15 protein-coding genes and 1 pseudogene are annotated in these 17,879 nt (G+C 71.7%); 7 read left to right on the top strand and 9 right to left on the bottom strand.

The genetic code is table 11. The features are described 5' to 3' along the window. Window positions 1-44: 44 nt before the first annotated feature. From dnaG to EDD90_RS36640, 4 genes are all read right to left on the bottom strand, one after another. Window positions 45-1,964, bottom strand: coding sequence for a DNA primase (gene dnaG / locus EDD90_RS36655; RefSeq protein WP_123977149.1), 1,920 nt, complete (start codon window positions 1,962-1,964; stop codon window positions 45-47). Window positions 1,965-2,022: 58 nt separating this feature from the next. After that, window positions 2,023-3,288 carry an NAD(P)/FAD-dependent oxidoreductase gene (locus EDD90_RS36650; RefSeq protein ID WP_123977148.1) on the bottom strand — a complete coding sequence of 422 codons (1,266 nt, stop codon included), beginning with the start codon at window positions 3,286-3,288 and terminating at the stop codon, window positions 2,023-2,025. Window positions 3,289-3,436: 148 nt separating this feature from the next. Beyond that, window positions 3,437-4,714: a deoxyguanosinetriphosphate triphosphohydrolase gene (locus EDD90_RS36645; RefSeq protein WP_123977147.1), complete on the bottom strand. Its 1,278-nt coding sequence runs from the start codon at window positions 4,712-4,714 to the stop codon at window positions 3,437-3,439. Between the two features lie 150 nt (window positions 4,715-4,864). Beyond that, window positions 4,865-5,599 (bottom strand): sirohydrochlorin chelatase, encoded by a 735-nt coding sequence (locus EDD90_RS36640; RefSeq protein WP_123977146.1) that lies wholly within the window; start codon window positions 5,597-5,599, stop codon window positions 4,865-4,867. A gap of 154 nt (window positions 5,600-5,753) precedes the next feature. On the opposite strand from EDD90_RS36640, the gene EDD90_RS36635 reads away from it, so the two are divergent. Further along, window positions 5,754-6,434, top strand: a complete 681-nt coding sequence (locus EDD90_RS36635; protein WP_123977145.1) for a vancomycin high temperature exclusion protein — start codon at window positions 5,754-5,756, stop codon at window positions 6,432-6,434. A 75-nt stretch (window positions 6,435-6,509) separates the two neighbouring features. On the opposite strand, the gene EDD90_RS36630 is transcribed toward EDD90_RS36635, so the two are convergent. From EDD90_RS36630 to EDD90_RS36620, 3 genes are read right to left on the bottom strand one after another with little or no spacing between them, the layout of a single operon-like run. Beyond that, window positions 6,510-7,277 (bottom strand): enoyl-CoA hydratase-related protein, encoded by a 768-nt coding sequence (locus EDD90_RS36630; RefSeq protein ID WP_123977144.1) that lies wholly within the window; start codon window positions 7,275-7,277, stop codon window positions 6,510-6,512. 15 nt (window positions 7,278-7,292) lie between these two features. Continuing rightward, window positions 7,293-8,543, bottom strand: coding sequence for a hypothetical protein (locus EDD90_RS36625; RefSeq protein WP_123977143.1), 1,251 nt, complete (start codon window positions 8,541-8,543; stop codon window positions 7,293-7,295). Continuing rightward, window positions 8,540-10,135, bottom strand: a complete 1,596-nt coding sequence (locus tag EDD90_RS36620) for an amino acid adenylation domain-containing protein (protein ID WP_123977142.1) — start codon at window positions 10,133-10,135, stop codon at window positions 8,540-8,542. The genes EDD90_RS36625 and EDD90_RS36620 overlap by 4 nt, the downstream gene beginning before the upstream one ends. Before the next feature lie 400 nt (window positions 10,136-10,535). On the opposite strand from EDD90_RS36620, the gene EDD90_RS36615 reads away from it, so the two are divergent. Beyond that, window positions 10,536-12,626: a molybdopterin oxidoreductase family protein gene (locus EDD90_RS36615; RefSeq protein WP_123977141.1), complete on the top strand. Its 2,091-nt coding sequence runs from the start codon at window positions 10,536-10,538 to the stop codon at window positions 12,624-12,626. A 13-nt stretch (window positions 12,627-12,639) separates the two neighbouring features. Here the strand turns inward: EDD90_RS36615 and EDD90_RS36610 are convergent, their stop codons facing one another. Then, window positions 12,640-13,068, bottom strand: a complete 429-nt coding sequence (locus tag EDD90_RS36610; protein WP_260328355.1) for a gamma-glutamylcyclotransferase family protein — start codon at window positions 13,066-13,068, stop codon at window positions 12,640-12,642. Between the two features lie 139 nt (window positions 13,069-13,207). Between EDD90_RS36610 and EDD90_RS36605 the strand changes: the two genes are divergently transcribed. Continuing rightward, window positions 13,208-14,851 carry a M4 family metallopeptidase gene (locus EDD90_RS36605; protein ID WP_123977139.1) on the top strand — a complete coding sequence of 548 codons (1,644 nt, stop codon included), beginning with the start codon at window positions 13,208-13,210 and terminating at the stop codon, window positions 14,849-14,851. Window positions 14,852-15,094: 243 nt separating this feature from the next. Next, window positions 15,095-15,760, top strand: a complete 666-nt coding sequence (locus EDD90_RS36600) for a YceI family protein (protein ID WP_123977138.1) — start codon at window positions 15,095-15,097, stop codon at window positions 15,758-15,760. A 5-nt stretch (window positions 15,761-15,765) separates the two neighbouring features. Here the strand turns inward: EDD90_RS36600 and EDD90_RS36595 are convergent. After that, window positions 15,766-16,014, bottom strand: a pseudogene (locus EDD90_RS36595) (sigma factor-like helix-turn-helix DNA-binding protein); the annotation flags it as partial. Window positions 16,015-16,072: 58 nt separating this feature from the next. Between EDD90_RS36595 and EDD90_RS36590 the strand changes: the two are divergent. The 3 genes from EDD90_RS36590 to EDD90_RS36580 all read left to right on the top strand — a co-directional run bounded on the left by EDD90_RS36590 (window position 16,073) and on the right by EDD90_RS36580 (window position 17,812). Beyond that, window positions 16,073-16,267 (top strand): hypothetical protein, encoded by a 195-nt coding sequence (locus tag EDD90_RS36590; protein WP_123977136.1) that lies wholly within the window; start codon window positions 16,073-16,075, stop codon window positions 16,265-16,267. A 203-nt stretch (window positions 16,268-16,470) separates the two neighbouring features. Beyond that, a complete protein-coding gene (locus tag EDD90_RS36585; protein ID WP_123977135.1) occupies window positions 16,471-17,004 on the top strand; it encodes a hypothetical protein in 534 nt (177 codons plus the stop codon). 184 nt (window positions 17,005-17,188) lie between these two features. Next, window positions 17,189-17,812: a class F sortase gene (locus EDD90_RS36580; protein WP_123977134.1), complete on the top strand. Its 624-nt coding sequence runs from the start codon at window positions 17,189-17,191 to the stop codon at window positions 17,810-17,812. Window positions 17,813-17,879 lie beyond the last annotated feature (67 nt).

Here is a 17,879-nt window from a genome sequence, read left to right as displayed (position 1 = left end):
AGGGGCGTGCGGTGACTTTTTGCGTCCGGCTCGTGACCGCCTGCTCAGAGAGCGGCGGCGCCGTGTGCCCGCAGGGCCTGGTCGTACTGCTGGAGCACCCACAACTCGTTCTGTACGGCCGCGAGTTGTGCCGGGTCACCGTTGCTGCCCAGGCGGGTGAGGGTGATCTGGATCTCGTGGATACGGCGTTCCACGGCCCGGCGGCGGACGGTCACGAGTTGCTCGCCCGCGTAGTTCTCATCGACGGTGCGCCGCATGATCGCCTCGACGGCGAGTTCCGTGACCATGGCGCGGACGGTGTCGTCGGGTGCCGTCTCGCGGACGCGGACCAGGTACTCCTGCGAGTCCTGGACGCCGTACTCGGCGCCGCCCGCCTCCATGATGGCCAGGCGTACGGCCGCGTAGGGCTCGGCGGTGAACTCGTCGATGCCGTAGGCGTCGAAGGCCGGGGAGACCAGCTCCGGGCGCTGCAGGGCGAGTTTCAACAGCTCGCGCTCGGTGGCGAAGACGGCGTTGCGGAGGTTCAGGGCGGGGCCGGAGACGGCCGGGCGCGAGGCGCCGTTGTCGTACGACGGCTGCTGCGGGCCGCGTCCCGGGGCGGAGTTCCTGCCGCCGCCGGCGCCGCCCTTCTCGCGGGCCCAACGGGCCAGCTGGGCCACCCGCTTGACCACGAATTGGGTGTCGAGGATGCCGAGCATGCCGGCGAGTTGGACGGCGACCTCGTGCTGGGCGCCGCTGTTCTTGATCCGGGCGACGATCGGCGCGGCCTCGTCGAGGGCGGCCGCGCGGCCCGCCGGGGTGTCCAGGTCGTAGCGGGCGACGATCTGGCGGAGCGCGAACTCGAAGAGCGGGGTGCGGGGTTCGGTCAGGTCGGCGACCGCCTCGTCGCCCTTGGCGAGGCGCAGCTCGCAGGGGTCCATGCCGTCGGGGGCGATGGCGATGTAGGTCTCGGCGGCGAACTTCTGATCGTCCTCGAAGGCGCGCAGGGCCGCCTTCTGGCCGGCCGCGTCGCCGTCGAAGGTGAAGATCACGCGAGCCGAGCCGTTGTCCATGAGGAGCCGGCGGAGGATCTTGATGTGGTCGCCGCCGAAGGCCGTGCCGCAGGTGGCGATGGCCGTCGTGACGCCGGCCAGGTGACAGGCCATGACATCGGTGTAGCCCTCGACCACGACCGCGCGGCTGGACTTCGCGATGTGCTGCTTGGCGAGGTCGATGCCGTACAGGACCTGGGACTTCTTGTAGATCGCGGTCTCGGGCGTGTTGAGGTACTTGGGCCCGTTGTCGGCCTCGTAGAGCTTGCGGGCGCCGAAGCCGACGACCTCGCCGCCGATGTCCCGGATCGGCCACATGAGGCGGCCCCGGAACCGGTCGATGGGGCCGCGCCGGCCCTCCTGCGACAGCCCCGACAGCAGCAGTTCCTTGTCGGTGAAGCCCTGGCCGCGCAGATAGCGGGTGAGGTGGTCCCAGCCCTGGGGGCTGTAGCCGACACCGAAGTGGACGGCGGCGGCCTGGTCGAAGCCGCGCTCGGCGAGGAAGAGGCGGCCGGTCTCGGCCTCGGGGCTGGTGGCGAGCTGCTCCGCGTACCAGACCGCGGCGATCTTGTGCGCCTCGACCAGCCGGATCCGCTCGCCGCGCTGGTGGGCCGGGTTGTACCCGCCCTCCTCGTAGCGCAGGGTGATGCCGGCCAGGCCGGCCAGCCGCTCCACCGCCTCCGAGAAGGAGAGGTGGTCCACCTTCATCACGAAGGTGAGGGTGTCGCCGCCCTCCTGGCAGCCGAAGCAGTGGAAGAGTCCCTTGCTCGGGCTGACCTGGAAGGACGGCGACTTCTCGTCGTGGAAAGGGCACAGTCCCTTGAGGTTCCCGCCGCCCGCGTTGCGCAGCTGGAGGTACTCGGACACGACGGCGTCGATCGGGACCGCGTCCCGTACCGCCTTCACATCCTCGTCATTGATCCGTCCAGCCACGGGTGAATTCTACGGGGGCGGACCGACAGTCCCGTCGTCCGGAGAGAGCCCTGGGCCATCAGGGCAGCAGGCTGTCGAGGGGGGTCTTCGGGTCTGCGAGGGCCTCGGTGTTCACCGGTTCCGCGCTGCGGACGAGCTTCTGGATGTCCTCTGTGACATCCCACACGTTCACGTTCATCCCGGCCAGCACCCTGCCCTCCTTCAGCCAGAAGGCGATGAACTCGCGCTTGCCCGCGTCGCCCCGGATGACCACCTCGTCGTACGACCCGGGCGGCGCCCAGCCGCTGTACTCCATGCCCAGGTCGTACTGGTCGGTGAAGAAGTAGGGCATGCGGTCGTACGTCACGTCCTGGCCGAGCATCGAGCGGGCCGCCGCCGGACCGCCGTTCAGCGCGTTGGCCCAGTGCTCCACCCGGAGCCGGGTGTCGAACAGGGCGTGCGGGAAGGAGGCCACGTCACCGGCGACGAAGATGTCCGGGTCGGACGTCCGCAGCCGTTCGTCGGCGACGATGCCCCCGCCGTAGGCCCGGTCGGCGATCTCCAGCCCGGCCGCCTCCGCGAGGCCGATGCGCGGCGCCGCGCCGATCGCCGCGAGGACGTCGTGCGCCGGGTGCTCCTCGCCGTCGTCGGTGCGGGCGGCGAGGACCATGCCGTCCTGGCCGACGATCTCGGTGAGCTGCACCCCGAAGTGGAAGCGGACCCCGTGCTCCTGGTGCAGCTGGGCGAAGACGTTGCCCAGCTCGGGCCCGAGCACGCCGTGCAGCGGGGTCGGCCCGTGGTCGATGACGGTGACCTCGGCGCCGTACGTCCGCGCCGCGGCCGCGACCTCCAGGCCGATCCAGCCGGCGCCCGCGATGACGAGGTGTCCGTTGTCCCGGCCGAGGGCGGCGAGGACCCCCTTGAGGCGCTCGGCGTGGGCGAGGCGGCGCAGGTGGTGGACGCCGGCCAGGTCGGTGCCGGGGATGTCGAGGCGGCGGGGCTCGGCACCGGTGGCGAGCAGCAGCTTGTCGTAGTGGACGAGCGTGCCGTCGTCGCCGAACCGGACGGTCTTCGCGGCCCGGTCGATCCGGTCGACGGTCTGCCCGAGGTGCAGTTCGACGTCGTTCTGCGCGTACCAGGCGGGCTCGTGCACGAAGACGGTGTCGCGTTCCTCCTTGCCGAGCAGGTAGCCCTTGGAGAGCGGCGGCCGCTCGTAGGGGTGGTCGCGTTCGTCGCAGATCAGTATCACCCGGCCGCTGAAACCCTCGGCCCGGAGCGTCTCGGCCGCCTTCGCGCCGGCGAGTCCGCCACCGACGATGACGAATGTCTGGTCCGCGTCGACCACTTGAAGCCTCCTCGTAAGGGTGCTGCCACATATGCCGCCCACATGCGCCGCACTGTGAGCCTCCCGCACGCAGCGTGATGCGGGAAGAGGGAGTGGCCTCCACTGGCACGATCATGACCCGATCAGGCCACGGAGGGTCACCATTTGTTCACATACGCCCCGTCAGCCTCGCATGCAGTGACCGCGCGGAGGCGTCGGTGAGCGAGGCGATCTGATCGACGATCACGCGTTTACGGGCCCGGTCGTCGCCCGCCGCGTCGAACAGGGCCCGGAACTGCGGGTCGAGCCCGTCCGGCGCCCGGGCGGTGAGCGCGTGCGCGAGTTCGGCCACGACTACGCGCTGATCGGCCCGGAGTCTCTCCTGCTCGGCGCGCTGCATGACATACCGGTGGGCGATCGCCTTCAGCACCGCACACTCCATCCGGGCCTCGCGCGGTACGACGAGTTCGGCGCCGTAACGGGTGAGCCGGCCGCCGCCGTACGCCTCGCGGGTCGCGCCCTCCGCGGCCAGGCAGAAGCGGCCGATGAGCTGGCTGGTGGCGTCCTTGAGGCGGGCCTGGGCGACCGCGGTGCCGTCGTAGGAGTCCGGCCACCACTCCTCGCCCTGGAGCCGGTCGAGGGCGGCGGCGAGTTCGGCGGGGTCGGTACCGGCGGGCACGTACCGGCCGATGGCCACGGCGAACACCTCCTGCCGTTCGGCCTCCGCGTACAGGCAGTTGGGGTCGACATGGCCGGCGTGCAGGCCGTCCTCGACGTCGTGCACGGAGTAGGCGACGTCGTCGGACCAGTCCATGACCTGGGCCTCGAAGCAGGTGCGGGTGCCGGGGGCCTCCTTGCGGACCCAGTCGAAGACCGGCCGGTCGTCCTCGTACACACCGAACTTGGGGGACGCCGGGTCGGTGGGGTGCGCGCCGCGCTGCCACGGGTACTTGGTGGCGGCGTCGAGGGCGGCGCGGGTGAGGTTGAGGCCGACGGAGCCCTCCGGGGTGAACCGCTTGGGCTCGATTCGGGTGAGGAGCCTCAGTGACTGGGCATTGCCCTCGAAACCGCCGCAGTCGTCGGCGAACTCGTTGAGCGCCTGTTCGCCGTTGTGGCCGAAGGGCGGGTGACCGAGGTCGTGCGAGAGGCAGGCGGCCTCCACCAGGTCCGGGTCGCAGCCGAGGGCCGCGCCCAGCTCACGGCCGACCTGGGCGCATTCGAGGGAGTGGGTGAGACGGGTGCGGGGGCTGGCGTCCCAGAGCTGGGTGGCGGTGCCGGGGGTGACGACCTGGGTCTTGCCGGCGAGTCTGCGGAGCGCCGCGCTGTGCAGGATGCGGGCGCGGTCGCGTTGGAACGCGGTGCGGCCCGGGCGTTTGTCGGGTTCGGGGGCCCAGCGGTCGGCTGACGCCGGGTCGTAGGCCGAAGGTGCGGGTGCGGGGACTGCCATGGTTCGACAGTACGGGTTGGTAGTGACAAAACGGGGGTTGTGGGGTGCCTACTCGTCTGCCGGGTTTCGTCCGGCTTGCGACTTCGGGTGCGTCGTGGTTGATCGCGCAGTTCCTCCCCCAGCCTTCGGCCGGGGGTACCCCCAGCGCCCCTAGGCAGCTATGGTCGCCGGCGTTTTCAGTGCCTGTTCGTAACGGTGGAGGATCAGAGCCGCCATCGCCTGGTGGGCTCCCAGGGGGGCCGCCGCTATCCATGGGGCGTGGGCCGCGCACTCCGTCGCGAAGCGGCCGGGGGCCGTGAAGCAGGAGGCGATGGCGATGCGGTGGCGGCCCCGTGCCCTCAGGGCGGTGAGCGCCTCCTCGACCGTCGGGGTCGCCGCCGACGCGTAGGCCGGGACGACCGGCACGCCCAGGCGCTCCGCGAGGAGCTGGGCCGTGCGGTGGGTGTCGAGCCTGGACTCGGGGTCGCGGGAGCCCGCCGCCGCCAGGACCACCGCACCGGCGGGCCGGGGGCGCCAGCCCGCCTCCAGCAGGCGGGCGTGCAGGGTGTCGGCCAGGAGGGGGTGCGGGCCCAGCGGGGCGGCGACGCGTGTCCGGGCCGGGGAGGCCGCCGCCATCTCCGGGATGTCCTGCTTGACGTGGTAGCCGCGGCTGAGCAGAAGCGGGACGAGGACGGCCTCGGCGTCCCCGAGGGCGGCGAGGGTGTCCGGGAGCAGCGGCTCGTTCAGCTCGATGTGACCGAGGTGCACGGGCAGACCGGGGCGCAGCTCGCGCACCCGGTCCATGAGCGCCCGCACGGTGCTGAGCGCGCGCGGGTCGCGGCTGCCGTGGGCCACCAGGACCAGGGCGGGCGGGCCGGGGCGCGGGGAAAGGTCGGTCACCGTCATGCGAGGATCCTCGCCGGACGAGATTGCACGCCCATTGCCTGACCGTCACGACTGTTTTCCGTCGCTTCACGTCACGAACCCGCACGGTGTGAGCGAACCGGAACATCCCGCGCTGCGTCCTCCAAGGTCGAAGCCCACAGGGGGGGACCACCGTATGAAGATCCGCCGACCGCGTCTGCCGCGCACCCTCACGGGCCGGCGGCGCCTGGTGCAGGGCGTGATGGCCGGATGCGTACTGGCGCTGCTGCCGGCCACCTGGCTGTATGTGTCGACGGCCGGCCGGCTGCACACGGTGACGGACGTGCCACGCACCGACGTCGCGGTGGTCTTCGGCGCGGGCCTGTGGGACGGCGAGCCGTCGCCGTACCTCGCGCACCGCCTGGACGCGGCGGCGAAGCTGTACCGGGCGGGCCGGATCAAGGTCGTCCTGGTCACCGGCGACAACAGCACGAAGGACTACGACGAGCCGGACGCCATGCGCACGTACCTCACGAAGCACGGCGTGCCGGCCGGGCGCATCGTCAGCGACTACGCCGGCTTCGACACCTGGGACTCCTGCGTCCGGGCGAAGAAGATCTTCGGCGTGGACAGGGCCGTACTGATCAGCCAGGGGTTCCACATCCGGCGGGCGGTGGCGTTGTGCGAGGCGGCGGGGGTGACGTCGTACGGGGTCGGGGTCGACGACAAGCACGACGTGACGTGGTACTACGGCGGGACGCGGGAGGTCTTCGCGGCGGGGAAGGCGGCCCTGGACGTGGTCTTCGAGCCGAACCCCCAGTTCCTGGGAAAGAAGGAACCAGGGGTTGCCGACGCCCTGGCTGCAGCGCCCCGTTAGGGGCGCGGGGCGGTGTCGATCTGCGGCTGCGGGTGCGTGGGCGCGACCAGCCCCCGCGCACCCGCAGCCGGACGACTACCGACCTATGAACCGCGCCTCCCGCTTCTCCAAGAACGCCGCCATCCCCTCCCTCTGGTCCTCAGTCGCGAACAGCCCATGGAATACGCGCCGTTCGTACCGAACCCCGTCCCGCAGCCCACCCTCCAGCGCCCGGTCGACGCACTCCTTCGCCGCTCTGACCGCAAGTCGGCCGTACCCGGCGATGGCCGCCCCCGCCGCCACCGCCTCTCCCACAACCCGTTCATCCGCCACCACCCGGGACACCAGCCCCGCTCTCTCCGCCTCGTGTGCGTCCATGACCCGGCCGGTCAGCACCAGGTCCATCGCCTTGGCGCGCCCGACCAGCCGGGTCAGCCGCTGGGTGCCGCCGATCCCGGGTATCACCCCCAGCTTGATCTCCGGCTGCCCGAACACGGCCGACTCCCCGGCGATCACCAGGTCGCACATCATGGCGAGCTCGCAACCCCCTCCCAGCGCGGGCCCGTTGACGGCGGCCACCTTCGGCACGCGCAGGTCCGCGAACTCCTCCCACCGGCCGAAGTAGTCCTCCGCCACCATCTCGGCGGCCGTCTTCCCGGCCATCTCACGGATGTCGGCGCCGGCCGCGAACGCCCGTTCCGACCCGGTGATCACGACGCACCCCGCCTCCGGGTCGTTGTCCAACGGCCGTAATACCGCCAGCAGTTCGTCGAGCAGTTCGCTGCTCAGCGCGTTGAGCACCCGCGGCCGGTGCAGCCGCACGATCACCACGCGCCCGTCCTTCTCCACCTTCAGGCTGTTCATCGGATCCACCTCTCCTCAGGAGTCCCAGATCGCGCCGTACGCCGGAATCCCACGCCGTTCCAGGCCGTGCACGACCTGCCAGGTGAGCTTCTTGTTGGAGATGCAGATGACCGCCTCGGCCCCGAAGTCCCGGTACACCTCGTACGCGAGCCGCACCATGTCGGGTTTGCCGTCACGGCCGGTGTCCCAGACGACCGCGTGCGGCTGCACCGCGAGTATCTCGTCGACGAGCGCGTCGCCGTACGTCGCGCGCGGGTTCCGGGTCGCCCACACCAGGCGCGAGGGCACCTCGGCGGCCAGCAGATGCGGCAGGCACGGCCCGATGCCGCTGCCCGTCGCGACGTACACCACCTTCCTGAACAGGACCTCGATGTTGGCGACCCCGGCCGTGGTGATGCCCTTCACCCACACCTTCGCCGGCAGGTCGTCGATGAAGGAGCCGGTCCAGTCGCCCGCGCGGGAGATCGTGAGGCGGAAGCCGGACTCGCCGGGTGCGGGCACGTTGGCGAAGGAGTGCCACTGGGTGAGCGGGCTGCGGCTGATCGCGGTCGAGGAGCCCGCGAAGGGGGTCTCGCCGTGGTCGAAGCGGGCCAGTACGACGTGCGAGGAGGGACGTTCGAGGTGTACGGCGACCTTGCGCAGCCGCAGCCAGGGCAGCGCCACGCTGAAGGTGACGACGGCGAGGACGGTCAGGGAGAGCGGACCGGCACCGGACAGCAGCGCATGGGTCCAGAAGAGGGCGAGCGCGCTCCAGCCGCCGAAGCGGTGGATCTTCTCGAAGAGGTCGTGGTGGCGGGAGCGGAACGGCGGGAGCGCGGTGGCGACGATCACGCCGAGCAGGGCGATGAGCACCCAGCCCGCCGGCGCGCCGGGGCCGTCGGGCCGCAGCACCATCGCCGTCACGAACCACGCCGTCCCCGCCAGTGCCCCGCCCACGTGCAGTCCGCCGAAGTGGTACACCTTGCCCAGCGTCCAGCGGACCCGCAGCGGCCAACCGGTCGGCGGCCAGGTCGCCAGCCGGAAGAAGAAGTTGATGACGTACTGCTGGCGGACCAGCACGGCGAGCGCGAGGTCGGCGAGGGCGGCATGGCTCGCCTTGGCCGCCGTCAGTGGCCAACCCGTGTACACCACGGCCGCGTTGGCCAGCAGCACCAGCGCCGCCAGCCGGTTGTAGTGCATCAGCCGCGGGTGCTTGAGCAGCCGCCGGGGTCCGGAGATCGGCGGAGGCAGTTCCCGCTGCCGCGTACGCGGGATCGACGTCGTCACCGCGCCACCACCACGGCCTCGGCCCCTGCCTCGGCTTTGGCATTGGTTTCGGCCTTGGCTCCGGCTTCGGCTTGGGCCGACGTCGTCCGCTCCTCGGCCAGCCGCAGCAGCGTGTGCTTGTCGATCTTGCCGCGGTCGGTCTCGGGCAGCACGGCCAGGGGGACGACCTCGGCGGGCACGCAGTAGTACGGCAGGGCGTCGGCGACCGCGCGGCGCGCGGCGAGGGGGTCCACGTCGGCCGGGGAGACGAAGGAGACCAGGCTGCGGGCGTCCCGTCTGAGGGTGACCGCGCGGCGGCAGCCGGGCAGGGACTCCAGCACCGAGGAGACGGAGTCGAGTTCGACGCGGAAGCCGCGCACCTTGACCTGGTCGTCGGTGCGGCCGAGGTGTTCGAGGTCGCCGCCGGGGGTCCAGCGGCCGAGGTCGCGGGTGCGGAACATGGCGCGGCCCTCGCCGAGGAAGGGGTCGGGGGCGTAACGCTCGGCGTTCAGCGCGTCGTTGCCGAGGTAGCCGGCCGAGACGCAGTCGCCGCCCGCCCACATCTCGCCGACCTCGCCGATGGGCAGCGGACGGCGGTCGGCGTCGAGGACGTACACCGTGTTGTTGGGGGTGGGGCGGCCGATGGTCAGGCGCCCGGCGGCCGGGTCGTGGCGGCCCATGGTGTTGACGATGGTCACCTCGGTCGGGCCGCAGCAGTTGTAGAAGGCGGTGCGGCGCGCCCAGCGGTCGGCGAGCGGGCGCGGGCAGGGTTCCCCGGCGACGGCGACTGTGCGGACCCGCGGGCAGGCCGCGGGGTCGATGCCGGACAGCACGGTCGGGGTGGCGATCAGGACGGTCGCGGTGCGGGCCGCGGCGGGGATGTCCTTGCCGCGGATGACCAGGGTGGCGCCGTGGGTGAGGCAGCCGAGGATCTCCCAGGTGGCCATGTCGAAGGCGATGTTGAGGAGTTGGGCGACCCGGTCGCCGGGGCGGATGCCGAGTCCGCCGGGTTCGGTGAGCAGCAGGTTGGCGACGTTGCGGTGGGTGACCTTCACTCCGTTGGGGCGGCCGGTGGTGCCGGAGGTGAACAGGACGTAGCAGCCGTCGTCGGGGTGCGGAGGCAGGAGAGAGGGCGCGGACTCGTACGGCATCGGGTCGTCGAGGGCGATCAGGCGGTGGCCGCCGGGGAGGGGGACGCGCGGGGCGTGATCCTTCTGGGCGAGGACCACGCGGGTGCGGGCGGTGCGGATGACATGGGCGAGCTGGGCGGGGGGTGTGAGGCCGATGTCCTGGGGGACGTAGGCGGCGCCCGCCTTGAGGGTGGCGAGCAGGCCGATGAGCATCGGGATGGAGCGGCGGACGAACAGGCCGACGTGGTCGCCGGGGCGGACGCCCTCGCGGACCAGGCGGGCGGCGAGGGTGGTGGCGTAGCGGTCGAGCTCGCCGTAGGTGAGGGTCGCGCCGTGGTGTTCGGCGGCGACTGCATGAGGGTGGGCGATCGCGTGCCGTTCGATCGCGCGGTGGACGAGCGGTTCATGGACGGGTAGGTCGGCGCCGCGGCCGTACTGCCAGAAGAGGTGCTGGTCGCGGGGGGTGAGGTGGTGCAGAGGCATGGCTCGGAGACCTCCTGGCTGGCTGTTTCGAGTGGGGGGGCCGAGTTCGGGTGCGGCGGGGGCCCGGGCCGGCCGGTATGTCGAACGCCGTGCGGGGTCTTGCGCGGGGCAGCACGAGCAGGAGCAGCACGGGCAGGGGCCGCCCGAAAGGGTGCGGTCCGTGCCCGTGCGGCGCGAGCAGGTGCACGACTGTAGTCCGGCCCGTTGAAGTCTCAACGGTGCGTGACCGGCCAACAGCGGTACGGAATGAGCCACGCGTGGTGTCTTCCGTCACAGAGCCCTCTGCAGACCCCGCCGTATCGGCCCTCACGATGGCGGGGATACGGCAGGGAGGTCGCCGTCCCGGCCGTGTAACACGGGTTCGTCACGTGCCGTAACACGCCGGAAGCACGCTGGCCGCATGGAGACCGCCTCGACGCCCACCCATTGCCCGTACTGCGCCCTGCAGTGCGGGATGGCCCTGTCGCCCCTGCCAGCGTGGGGCGTCGAGGTCTCCGAGCGTGCGGACTTCCCGGTGAACCGGGGAGCCCTGTGCGGCAAGGGGCGTACGGCACCCGAAGTGCTGTCGGCGGCGGTGCGGCTGACCTCGCCGTTGGTACGCGAGGGCGGCACGCTGGTACCGGCCTCCTGGGAGGAGGCGCTGGACCGGGTCGCCGCCGGGATGGCGTCGGTGCGCACGGCGTACGGCCCCGACGCGCTCGGCGTGTTCGGCGGCGGCGGGCTCACGAACGAGAAGGCGTACGCGCTCGGCAAGTTCGCGCGGGTGGTGCTGGGCACCTCGCAGATCGACTACAACGGCCGCTTCTGCATGTCGTCGGCCGCGGCCGCCGGCACGAAGGCCTTCGGACTGGACCGGGGGCTGCCCTTCCCGCTGGAGGACATCCCGAGGACCGGGTGTGTGATCCTGGTCGGCTCCAACCTCGCCGAGACCATGCCACCGGCACTCCGCTACTTCGCCGAACTGCGGGAGAACGGCGGCACGTTGATCGTCGTCGATCCGCGCCGGACGAAGACCGCCGAACAGGCCGACCTGCATCTCGCGCCGCGTCCGGGCACCGATCTCGCCCTCGCGCTCGGCCTGTTGCACCTGGTGGTGGCCGAAGGCCGCACCGACGAGGCGTACATCGCCGAGCGCACGGCCGGCTGGGAGGAGGCGCGGGCGGCGGCGATGGCGCACTGGCCGGAGTACGTGGAACGGATCACGGGGGTATCCGTTCCCGAACTCCGTGAGGCGGTACGGCTGTTCTGCGAGCCGGAGGCGGCGATGGTGCTCACCGCGCGCGGGCCCGAGCAGCAGTCCAAGGGGACCGACACGGTCGGCGCGTGGATCAACCTGTGCCTGGCGACCGGGCGGGCGGGCCGTCCGCTGTCCGGCTACGGCTGTCTCACCGGGCAGGGCAACGGACAGGGCGGCCGCGAACACGGCCAGAAGGCGGACCAGTTGCCCGGCTACCGCAAGCTCACCGACCCCGAGGCGCGCCGGCATGTGGCCGGGGTGTGGGGGGTGGACCCGGACAGCCTGCCGGGGCCGGGGCGGAGCGCCTACGAGTTGCTGGACGCGCTGGGGACGGACATCAGGTCGCTGTTGCTGATGGGGTCGAACCCGGTGGTGTCGGCGCCTCGGGCCGGGCATGTGGAGGAGCGGGTCAGGTCGCTCGACTTCCTGGTGGTGTGTGACGTTGTACTGTCCGAGACCGCCGCCCTCGCCGACGTCGTCCTCCCGGTCACCCAGTGGGCCGAGGAGACCGGCACCACCACCAGCCTGGAGGGCCGCGTCCTGCTGCGCCGCCGGGCGGTCGCCCCGCCCGCCGGGATCCGCAGCGACCTGGAGGTGCTGCACGGCCTCGCCGCCCGCCTCGGCGTGGAGAAGGGCTTCCCGACCGACCCCGAGGAGGTCTTCGAGGAGCTCCGCCGGGCCAGCGCGGGCGGGCCGGCCGACTACTCCGGCATCAGCTACCGGCGCCTGATGGAGGAACAGGGGGTGTTCTGGCCCTGCCCGGCGGACGAGCCGCAGACCGGCGCCGTACGCCCCGGCACGCCCCGGCTGTTCCTCGACCGCTTCGCCACCGAGGACGGCCGGGCCCGCTTCGCCCCCGTCACGCACCGCGCGCTCGCCGAGGAACCGGACGACGAGTACCCCCTCCTCCTGACCACCGGCCGGGTGGTCGCCCAGTACCAGTCGGGCGCCCAGACCCGCCGGGTCGCCGAACTGAACGCGGCCGCGCCCGGCCCGTTCGTCGAACTGCACCCTCGGCTCGCGGCGCGCCTCGGTGCGGCCGACGGCGACCCGGTCGCCGTCGTCTCCCGCCGCGGCCGTGCCGTCGCCCCGGCCCGGGTCACCGCCTCGATCCGCCCGGACACCGTCTTCATGCCGTTCCACTGGCCGGGCGAGGGCCGCGCCAACACCCTCACCAACCCCGCCCTGGACCCGACTTCACGCATGCCGGAGTTCAAGGCGTGCGCGGTGCGGGTGGAGGCGGTACGGCCGTAGGGCCTGTCCCGGCTCAGCGGGCCAGCCAGTCGCCGCCGGTGATGCGCCGGCCGTCCGCGCGCAGTTTCCCGGCGACCACGGGCCCGGCGACGTACACCCAGGCCCGGACGGCGGCGCCGTCCCGCAGCCGTACGACGTCCCGCTCGACGCGCACGTACAGGCTCGCCGGGTCGCCCGGCACGCACTCCTCCAGCTCGTCGAGTTCCAGGAGCAGCCGGTCGTACGACTCCGGTCGTGCGGTGACCAGTTCGCCGTGCACCTCTCCCCCGGGCGCCTCGACGGCGTAGGGATAGCCGGGTCCGTCGTAGAGCACCGCGCCGTCGAGCAGTCCGGGTTCCTCCGCCTCCGTCCGGCCCCGCAGACAGGCGTCGTGGTTGATCTCACCGGGGCGGAGCGTGCCGTAGACGAAGAACGGGAGGTGGTGGGGGTTCCGGGTGGTCACAGAAAGGATTCTCCACCCACTCCACCCCCACACACATCTCCATGGATGCGCTATGGACATGACATGTCAGGGGCCCTTAAATCTCTGGAAGTCATCAGCGCCACCCCCACGCCTTCGAGGCATCTCTCCGAGGAGACTGATGAGCCGGACCCGGAACACCCGCGTTTCCCGTCTCGCCACGGCCGGTGTCGCCGCCACCACCGCGACCCTGCTGACCGCCGCACTCTCCCCCGCCGCCCACGCCGACGCCAGACCGACCCGGGCCACCGCGATCGCCAACGCGGCACAGGCGCTTCTCCAGCACGCCGCCGGCCTGGGACTCACGTCCGCCGAGGGCACCTCGGTCCGTGACGTGATCGTCGACAAGAGCGGCACCCAGCACGTCCGCTACGACCGTACGTACCGTCAGCTCCCGGTGCTGGGCGGTGACTTCGTGGTCCACCTGAAGGCGGACGGCGCGTACCGCAGCGCCGACCGGGCGACCCGGAGCACGATATCCCTCGCCTCGATCGTGCCGCGGATATCCGCCCCGAAGGCCGCCGACCTCGCGGTGAACGCGCTGCGCGCGGTGAACCTCGGCGACGCGCTGAAGCAGGTGCAGGCCAAGCCGCAGCTGGTCGTCGACGCGCTGCACGGCACCCCGAAGCTGGCCTGGCGCACCAACGCCGTCGGCAAGGACTCGCTCGGCAACCCGGTCGCCCGCACGGTGCTGACGGACGCCCGCAGCGGCGCCCAGATCGACGCCTGGGACAGCATCGAGACGGCGACCGGCGACGGCAAGTCCCTGTACAGCGGCACGGTTCCGCTGGAGACGACGCAGTCCGGATCGACGTTCAACCTCACCGACCCGACGCGCGGCAACACCTTCACCGGGGACGCGGCCAACAAGACCGACCTGTGCATCTTCGGCATCTGCATCAGCCGGGCGCCGAACACGGTGTTCACGGACGCCGACAACCACTGGGGCACCGGGGCCGCTTCGGACCGTTCCTCGGCGGCGGTCGACGCGCAGTACGGCACCAACGAGACCTGGGACTACTACAAGAACGTCCACGGCCGCAACGGCATCGCCGGCGACGGCAAGGGCTCGTACAACCGCGTTCACTACGGCAACAGCTACAACAACGCCTTCTGGGATGACAGTTGCTTCTGCATGACGTACGGCGACGGTGACGGGACGACCTTCGGCCCGCTGGTGGCGCTGGACGTGGCGGGCCACGAGATGACGCACGGGGTCACCTCCAAGACGGCGGCGCTGACCTACACGGGCGAGTCCGGCGGCCTGAACGAGGCCACGTCCGACATCCTCGGCACGCTGGTGGAGTGGTACGCGAACAACCCCTCCGACCCGGGCGACTACCTGATCGGCGAGAAGATCGTCCGCTCGGGCTTCGGCAAGACGGCGCTCCGCTACATGGACCAGCCGTCGAAGGACGGGAATTCGGCGGACTACTGGAGTTCGTCGGTCGGGAACCTGGACGTGCACTACTCCTCCGGCGTGGCGAACCACTTCGCGTACCTCCTCGCCGAGGGCAGCGGCGCGAAGAGCATCAACGGCGTGAGCTACAACTCGCCGACGTACAACGGCTCGACGGTCACGGGCATCGGCCGCGACAAGCTCGGCGCGATCTGGTACCGCGCGCTGACGGTCTACATGACGTCCTCGACGAACTACGCGGGCGCGCGGACGGCGACCCTCAACGCGGCGAAGGACCTGTACGGCGCGGGGAGCACCGAGTACAACGCGGTGGCCGCGGCGTGGAGCGCGGTGAACGTGAACTGAGCGGCGGCTCGGGTACATGAGGGCGGCCGCCCCGGGCGAACGGACCGGGGCGGCCGTCGCCCGATTCGGGAAACACCCGGAATTCGGGAATACCGGAATGAGTCCGAGTGGAATCCGAGTGGATTCCTGAGCGGAAACCATGGCGGAGTTGTGCAGCTTCCGTGACGGCGCACGGAATTCCTGAACTCCCGTGCCCCACCCGCCACTTGCGGCATTTACTCGTGTGCACTAACTAGATAATCCATGAACTTGTTCAGCCGCCCCCACGCGTCCCGCCGCACCCCCACGGCCCCGCCGCGCCCCACGGTCGCCCCGGCTGCCACCCCCACCTCCGCCCCCGTTCTCCTGGACCCCGCCCTCGCCGCCCTCACCGGTGAGTGGATCATCGACCCGGCCCACAGCAGAATCGGTTTCTCGGTCCGGCACGCGATGGTGACGACGGTCCGCGGCGCCTTCGCCGAGTACCAGAGCCGCCTCTACTTCGACGGCCGCGACCCGTCCCGCTCCCGGGCGGAGATCGTCCTGTCCACGGGCAGCGTCGACACGGGCGTGGAGCAGCGGGACGCCCACCTGGTCGGCCGCGACTTCCTGGACGCCTCGACCTACCCGCGGATGCGCTTCCAGAGCTCGGCGGTACGCCTGAAATCCCCCGACGTCTACGTCATGACAGGCGACCTCACCATCAAGAACACGACCCGTCCGGTCGACCTGGAACTCACCTACATAGGAAATGTCACGGACCCCTTCGGCTACGAACGGGTCGGCTTCGACGGCACCACCACCATCAACCGCATGGACTGGGGTCTGTCGTACAACTCCCGGCTGGCGGAGGGCGGCGCGATGGTCAGCGAGACGGTCCGTCTGCAGTTCGACATCGCGGCGATCCGTGCGACACCGAACGGGAGTTGACCGGGTCACAGGCCGCTGCGCTCCAGTTCCTCGCGGAGCCGGGCGAGCGCCCGGCGCAGGGTGCTCCTGACCGTCCCCGCCGACATGCCGAGGGCGGCGGCCGTCTCCTCGGTGGCCGGCTGCGCCCAGTGCCGCAACGCGACGACGCTGCGCTGCTTCTCCGAGAGGACCCGCATGCCGTCCGTCAGCCAGGCGCGGTCGGCGAACCGCCCGTGGAGTCCCCGACCGCCCGTGTCGGGCAGGTACTCGACCGGGCACGGCCCGCATCTTGCCGGCCGCCTTTCGCGTGCATCGCCCCGTGGAGGTCTGCCGGTGCCCACCCCCGCCGGGGCACCGGCAGACCGGTCGTCCCGGCCGCAGTTCCGCCGCGCGGCCTGCGGACCCGACCGCGCTCCGGCCCCCTACCGGGCCGACCGGCGTGTCTGCGCCGCCACGAAGCACACCCTCGCGCAGAAGGAGTGGCGGCAGTACGTCGGGGACATCGCCTACCGGCCGCCGTGTCCATGAGGGGGCACCCATTCGTGTGTTCTTCATACTTTCCCTTGCTCGGCCCCCTTGACCTGCCAGAACGCCCGCGCAACACCCCCGGCGAACCCCCTCCGTGACACCCGTTCATCCCACAACTGACGGAATCTCAGGAAGCGGGCCCGGCCGGTTGGCTTTTACCTCGGTAGAGCAAGGAAGTGGGACGAGCTCGACGAGGGAGCACCATGCGACGCACCGTCCGTCTGCTGACCGGGACCGCGCTCGCCGCGGCCGCGGCCGGTCTCGCCGCCGCGCCGGCGTACGGCGGCGGCGCCAGCGGCCTGGATGTCTACCCGTCGACCGCGTCGCCGGGCGGACAGGTCTCGGTGAACACGGCGGCGTGCGGCGAGAAGGGGTCGGCGGTCGGCGACGCGGGCTCGGTCGGCGCCGGCACGTTCACGCTGGCGCCCAGTGCCCACGAGGGCGAGGCGATCGGGCAGTTCCGGGTGCCGGCCGGCGCGCAGCCGGGGACGTACGAGATCGTCGCGACGTGCGCCGCGGGGAATCTGCGGGTGACCGGTGACCTGACGGTGGCGATGACGCCGGCCGCCGGGTCGCAGGCGCAGCAGCTGCAGCCCCACGGCAGTGTGAAGACGGGGGTCGGTGCTGCCCTTGGCACCGACTCCGTGCAGACCACGGCGGGCGTAGCGGCTCTGGCCGTCGCCGCCGCGGGCGGTACCTGGCTCCTGCATCGCCGGGCGAGAGGCGACGGGATCTGACGGACACCCTCCGCTGTCCGTCCGCCGGTACCGCACACCCCGCCCTCTCCGGGTCCGACGCCCCTCGCGGCCCGGAGGGGGTAGGGGGTCAGGTTCGTTAGTGGGTCTCACTCGCTCCAGCACCTGTCCCCCTCGTTAGAGGCTCTCATCGTCAGAAGCTCTAACTTCCGAAAGAGGCGTTCGCATGCGCAAGATCGGGGACACCGCGATAGCCGCCGTGACCGTCGTGGCCCTCGGCTCAGGCGTATGGCTCCTCGGTCCCGGTTCCGGACCGCACACCGCGCCGCCCCAGCCGTCCGCCGCCGAGGGCCGCCCCGACCCCGGCGAGGAACGCCTCGCGGCCCCCGCGCTGCCCCCCTCCCCGCCCACCCGGATCCGGATCCCCGCCATCCACGTGAACGCCCCTCTGATGGGCCTCGCCCTCACCCCCTCGGGCAGCCTCGACGTCCCGCCCGCCGGCGACAAGAACCTCGCCGGCTGGTACGAGGCGGGCACCACCCCCGGCGAGACCGGCACCGCGATCGTCGCGGGCCACGTCGACAACACCGAGGGCCCCGCCGTCTTCTACGACCTCGGCGCCCTCAAGCGCGGCGCGGCCATCGAGGTGGACCTGCGGAACCGGACCGTCGCCGTGTTCACCGTGGACGCCGTGGAGGTCTACCAGGCCCGCGACTTCCCCGACGAGAAGGTGTACGGAGCCGCGAAACGCCCCGAGCTAAGGGTCATCACCTGCGGCGGCGGCTACTCCCGGACCACCGGCTACCAGGGCAACGTGGTCGTCTTCGCCCACCTGACCGGAAGCCGCTGACCGACCGCGGACCGGAGCCCTGCCCACCCCCTCCCCCGCGTTTCGCCCACCTCACAGCCCCTGTCAC

The sequence above is a fragment of the Streptomyces sp. Ag109_O5-1 genome (genome assembly GCF_003814875.1).
Lineage (GTDB): Bacteria > Actinomycetota > Actinomycetes > Streptomycetales > Streptomycetaceae > Streptomyces > Streptomyces sasae.
Note: the sequence above shows the minus strand (reverse complement) of the source record. Positions and strands in the feature narration are given on the sequence as shown.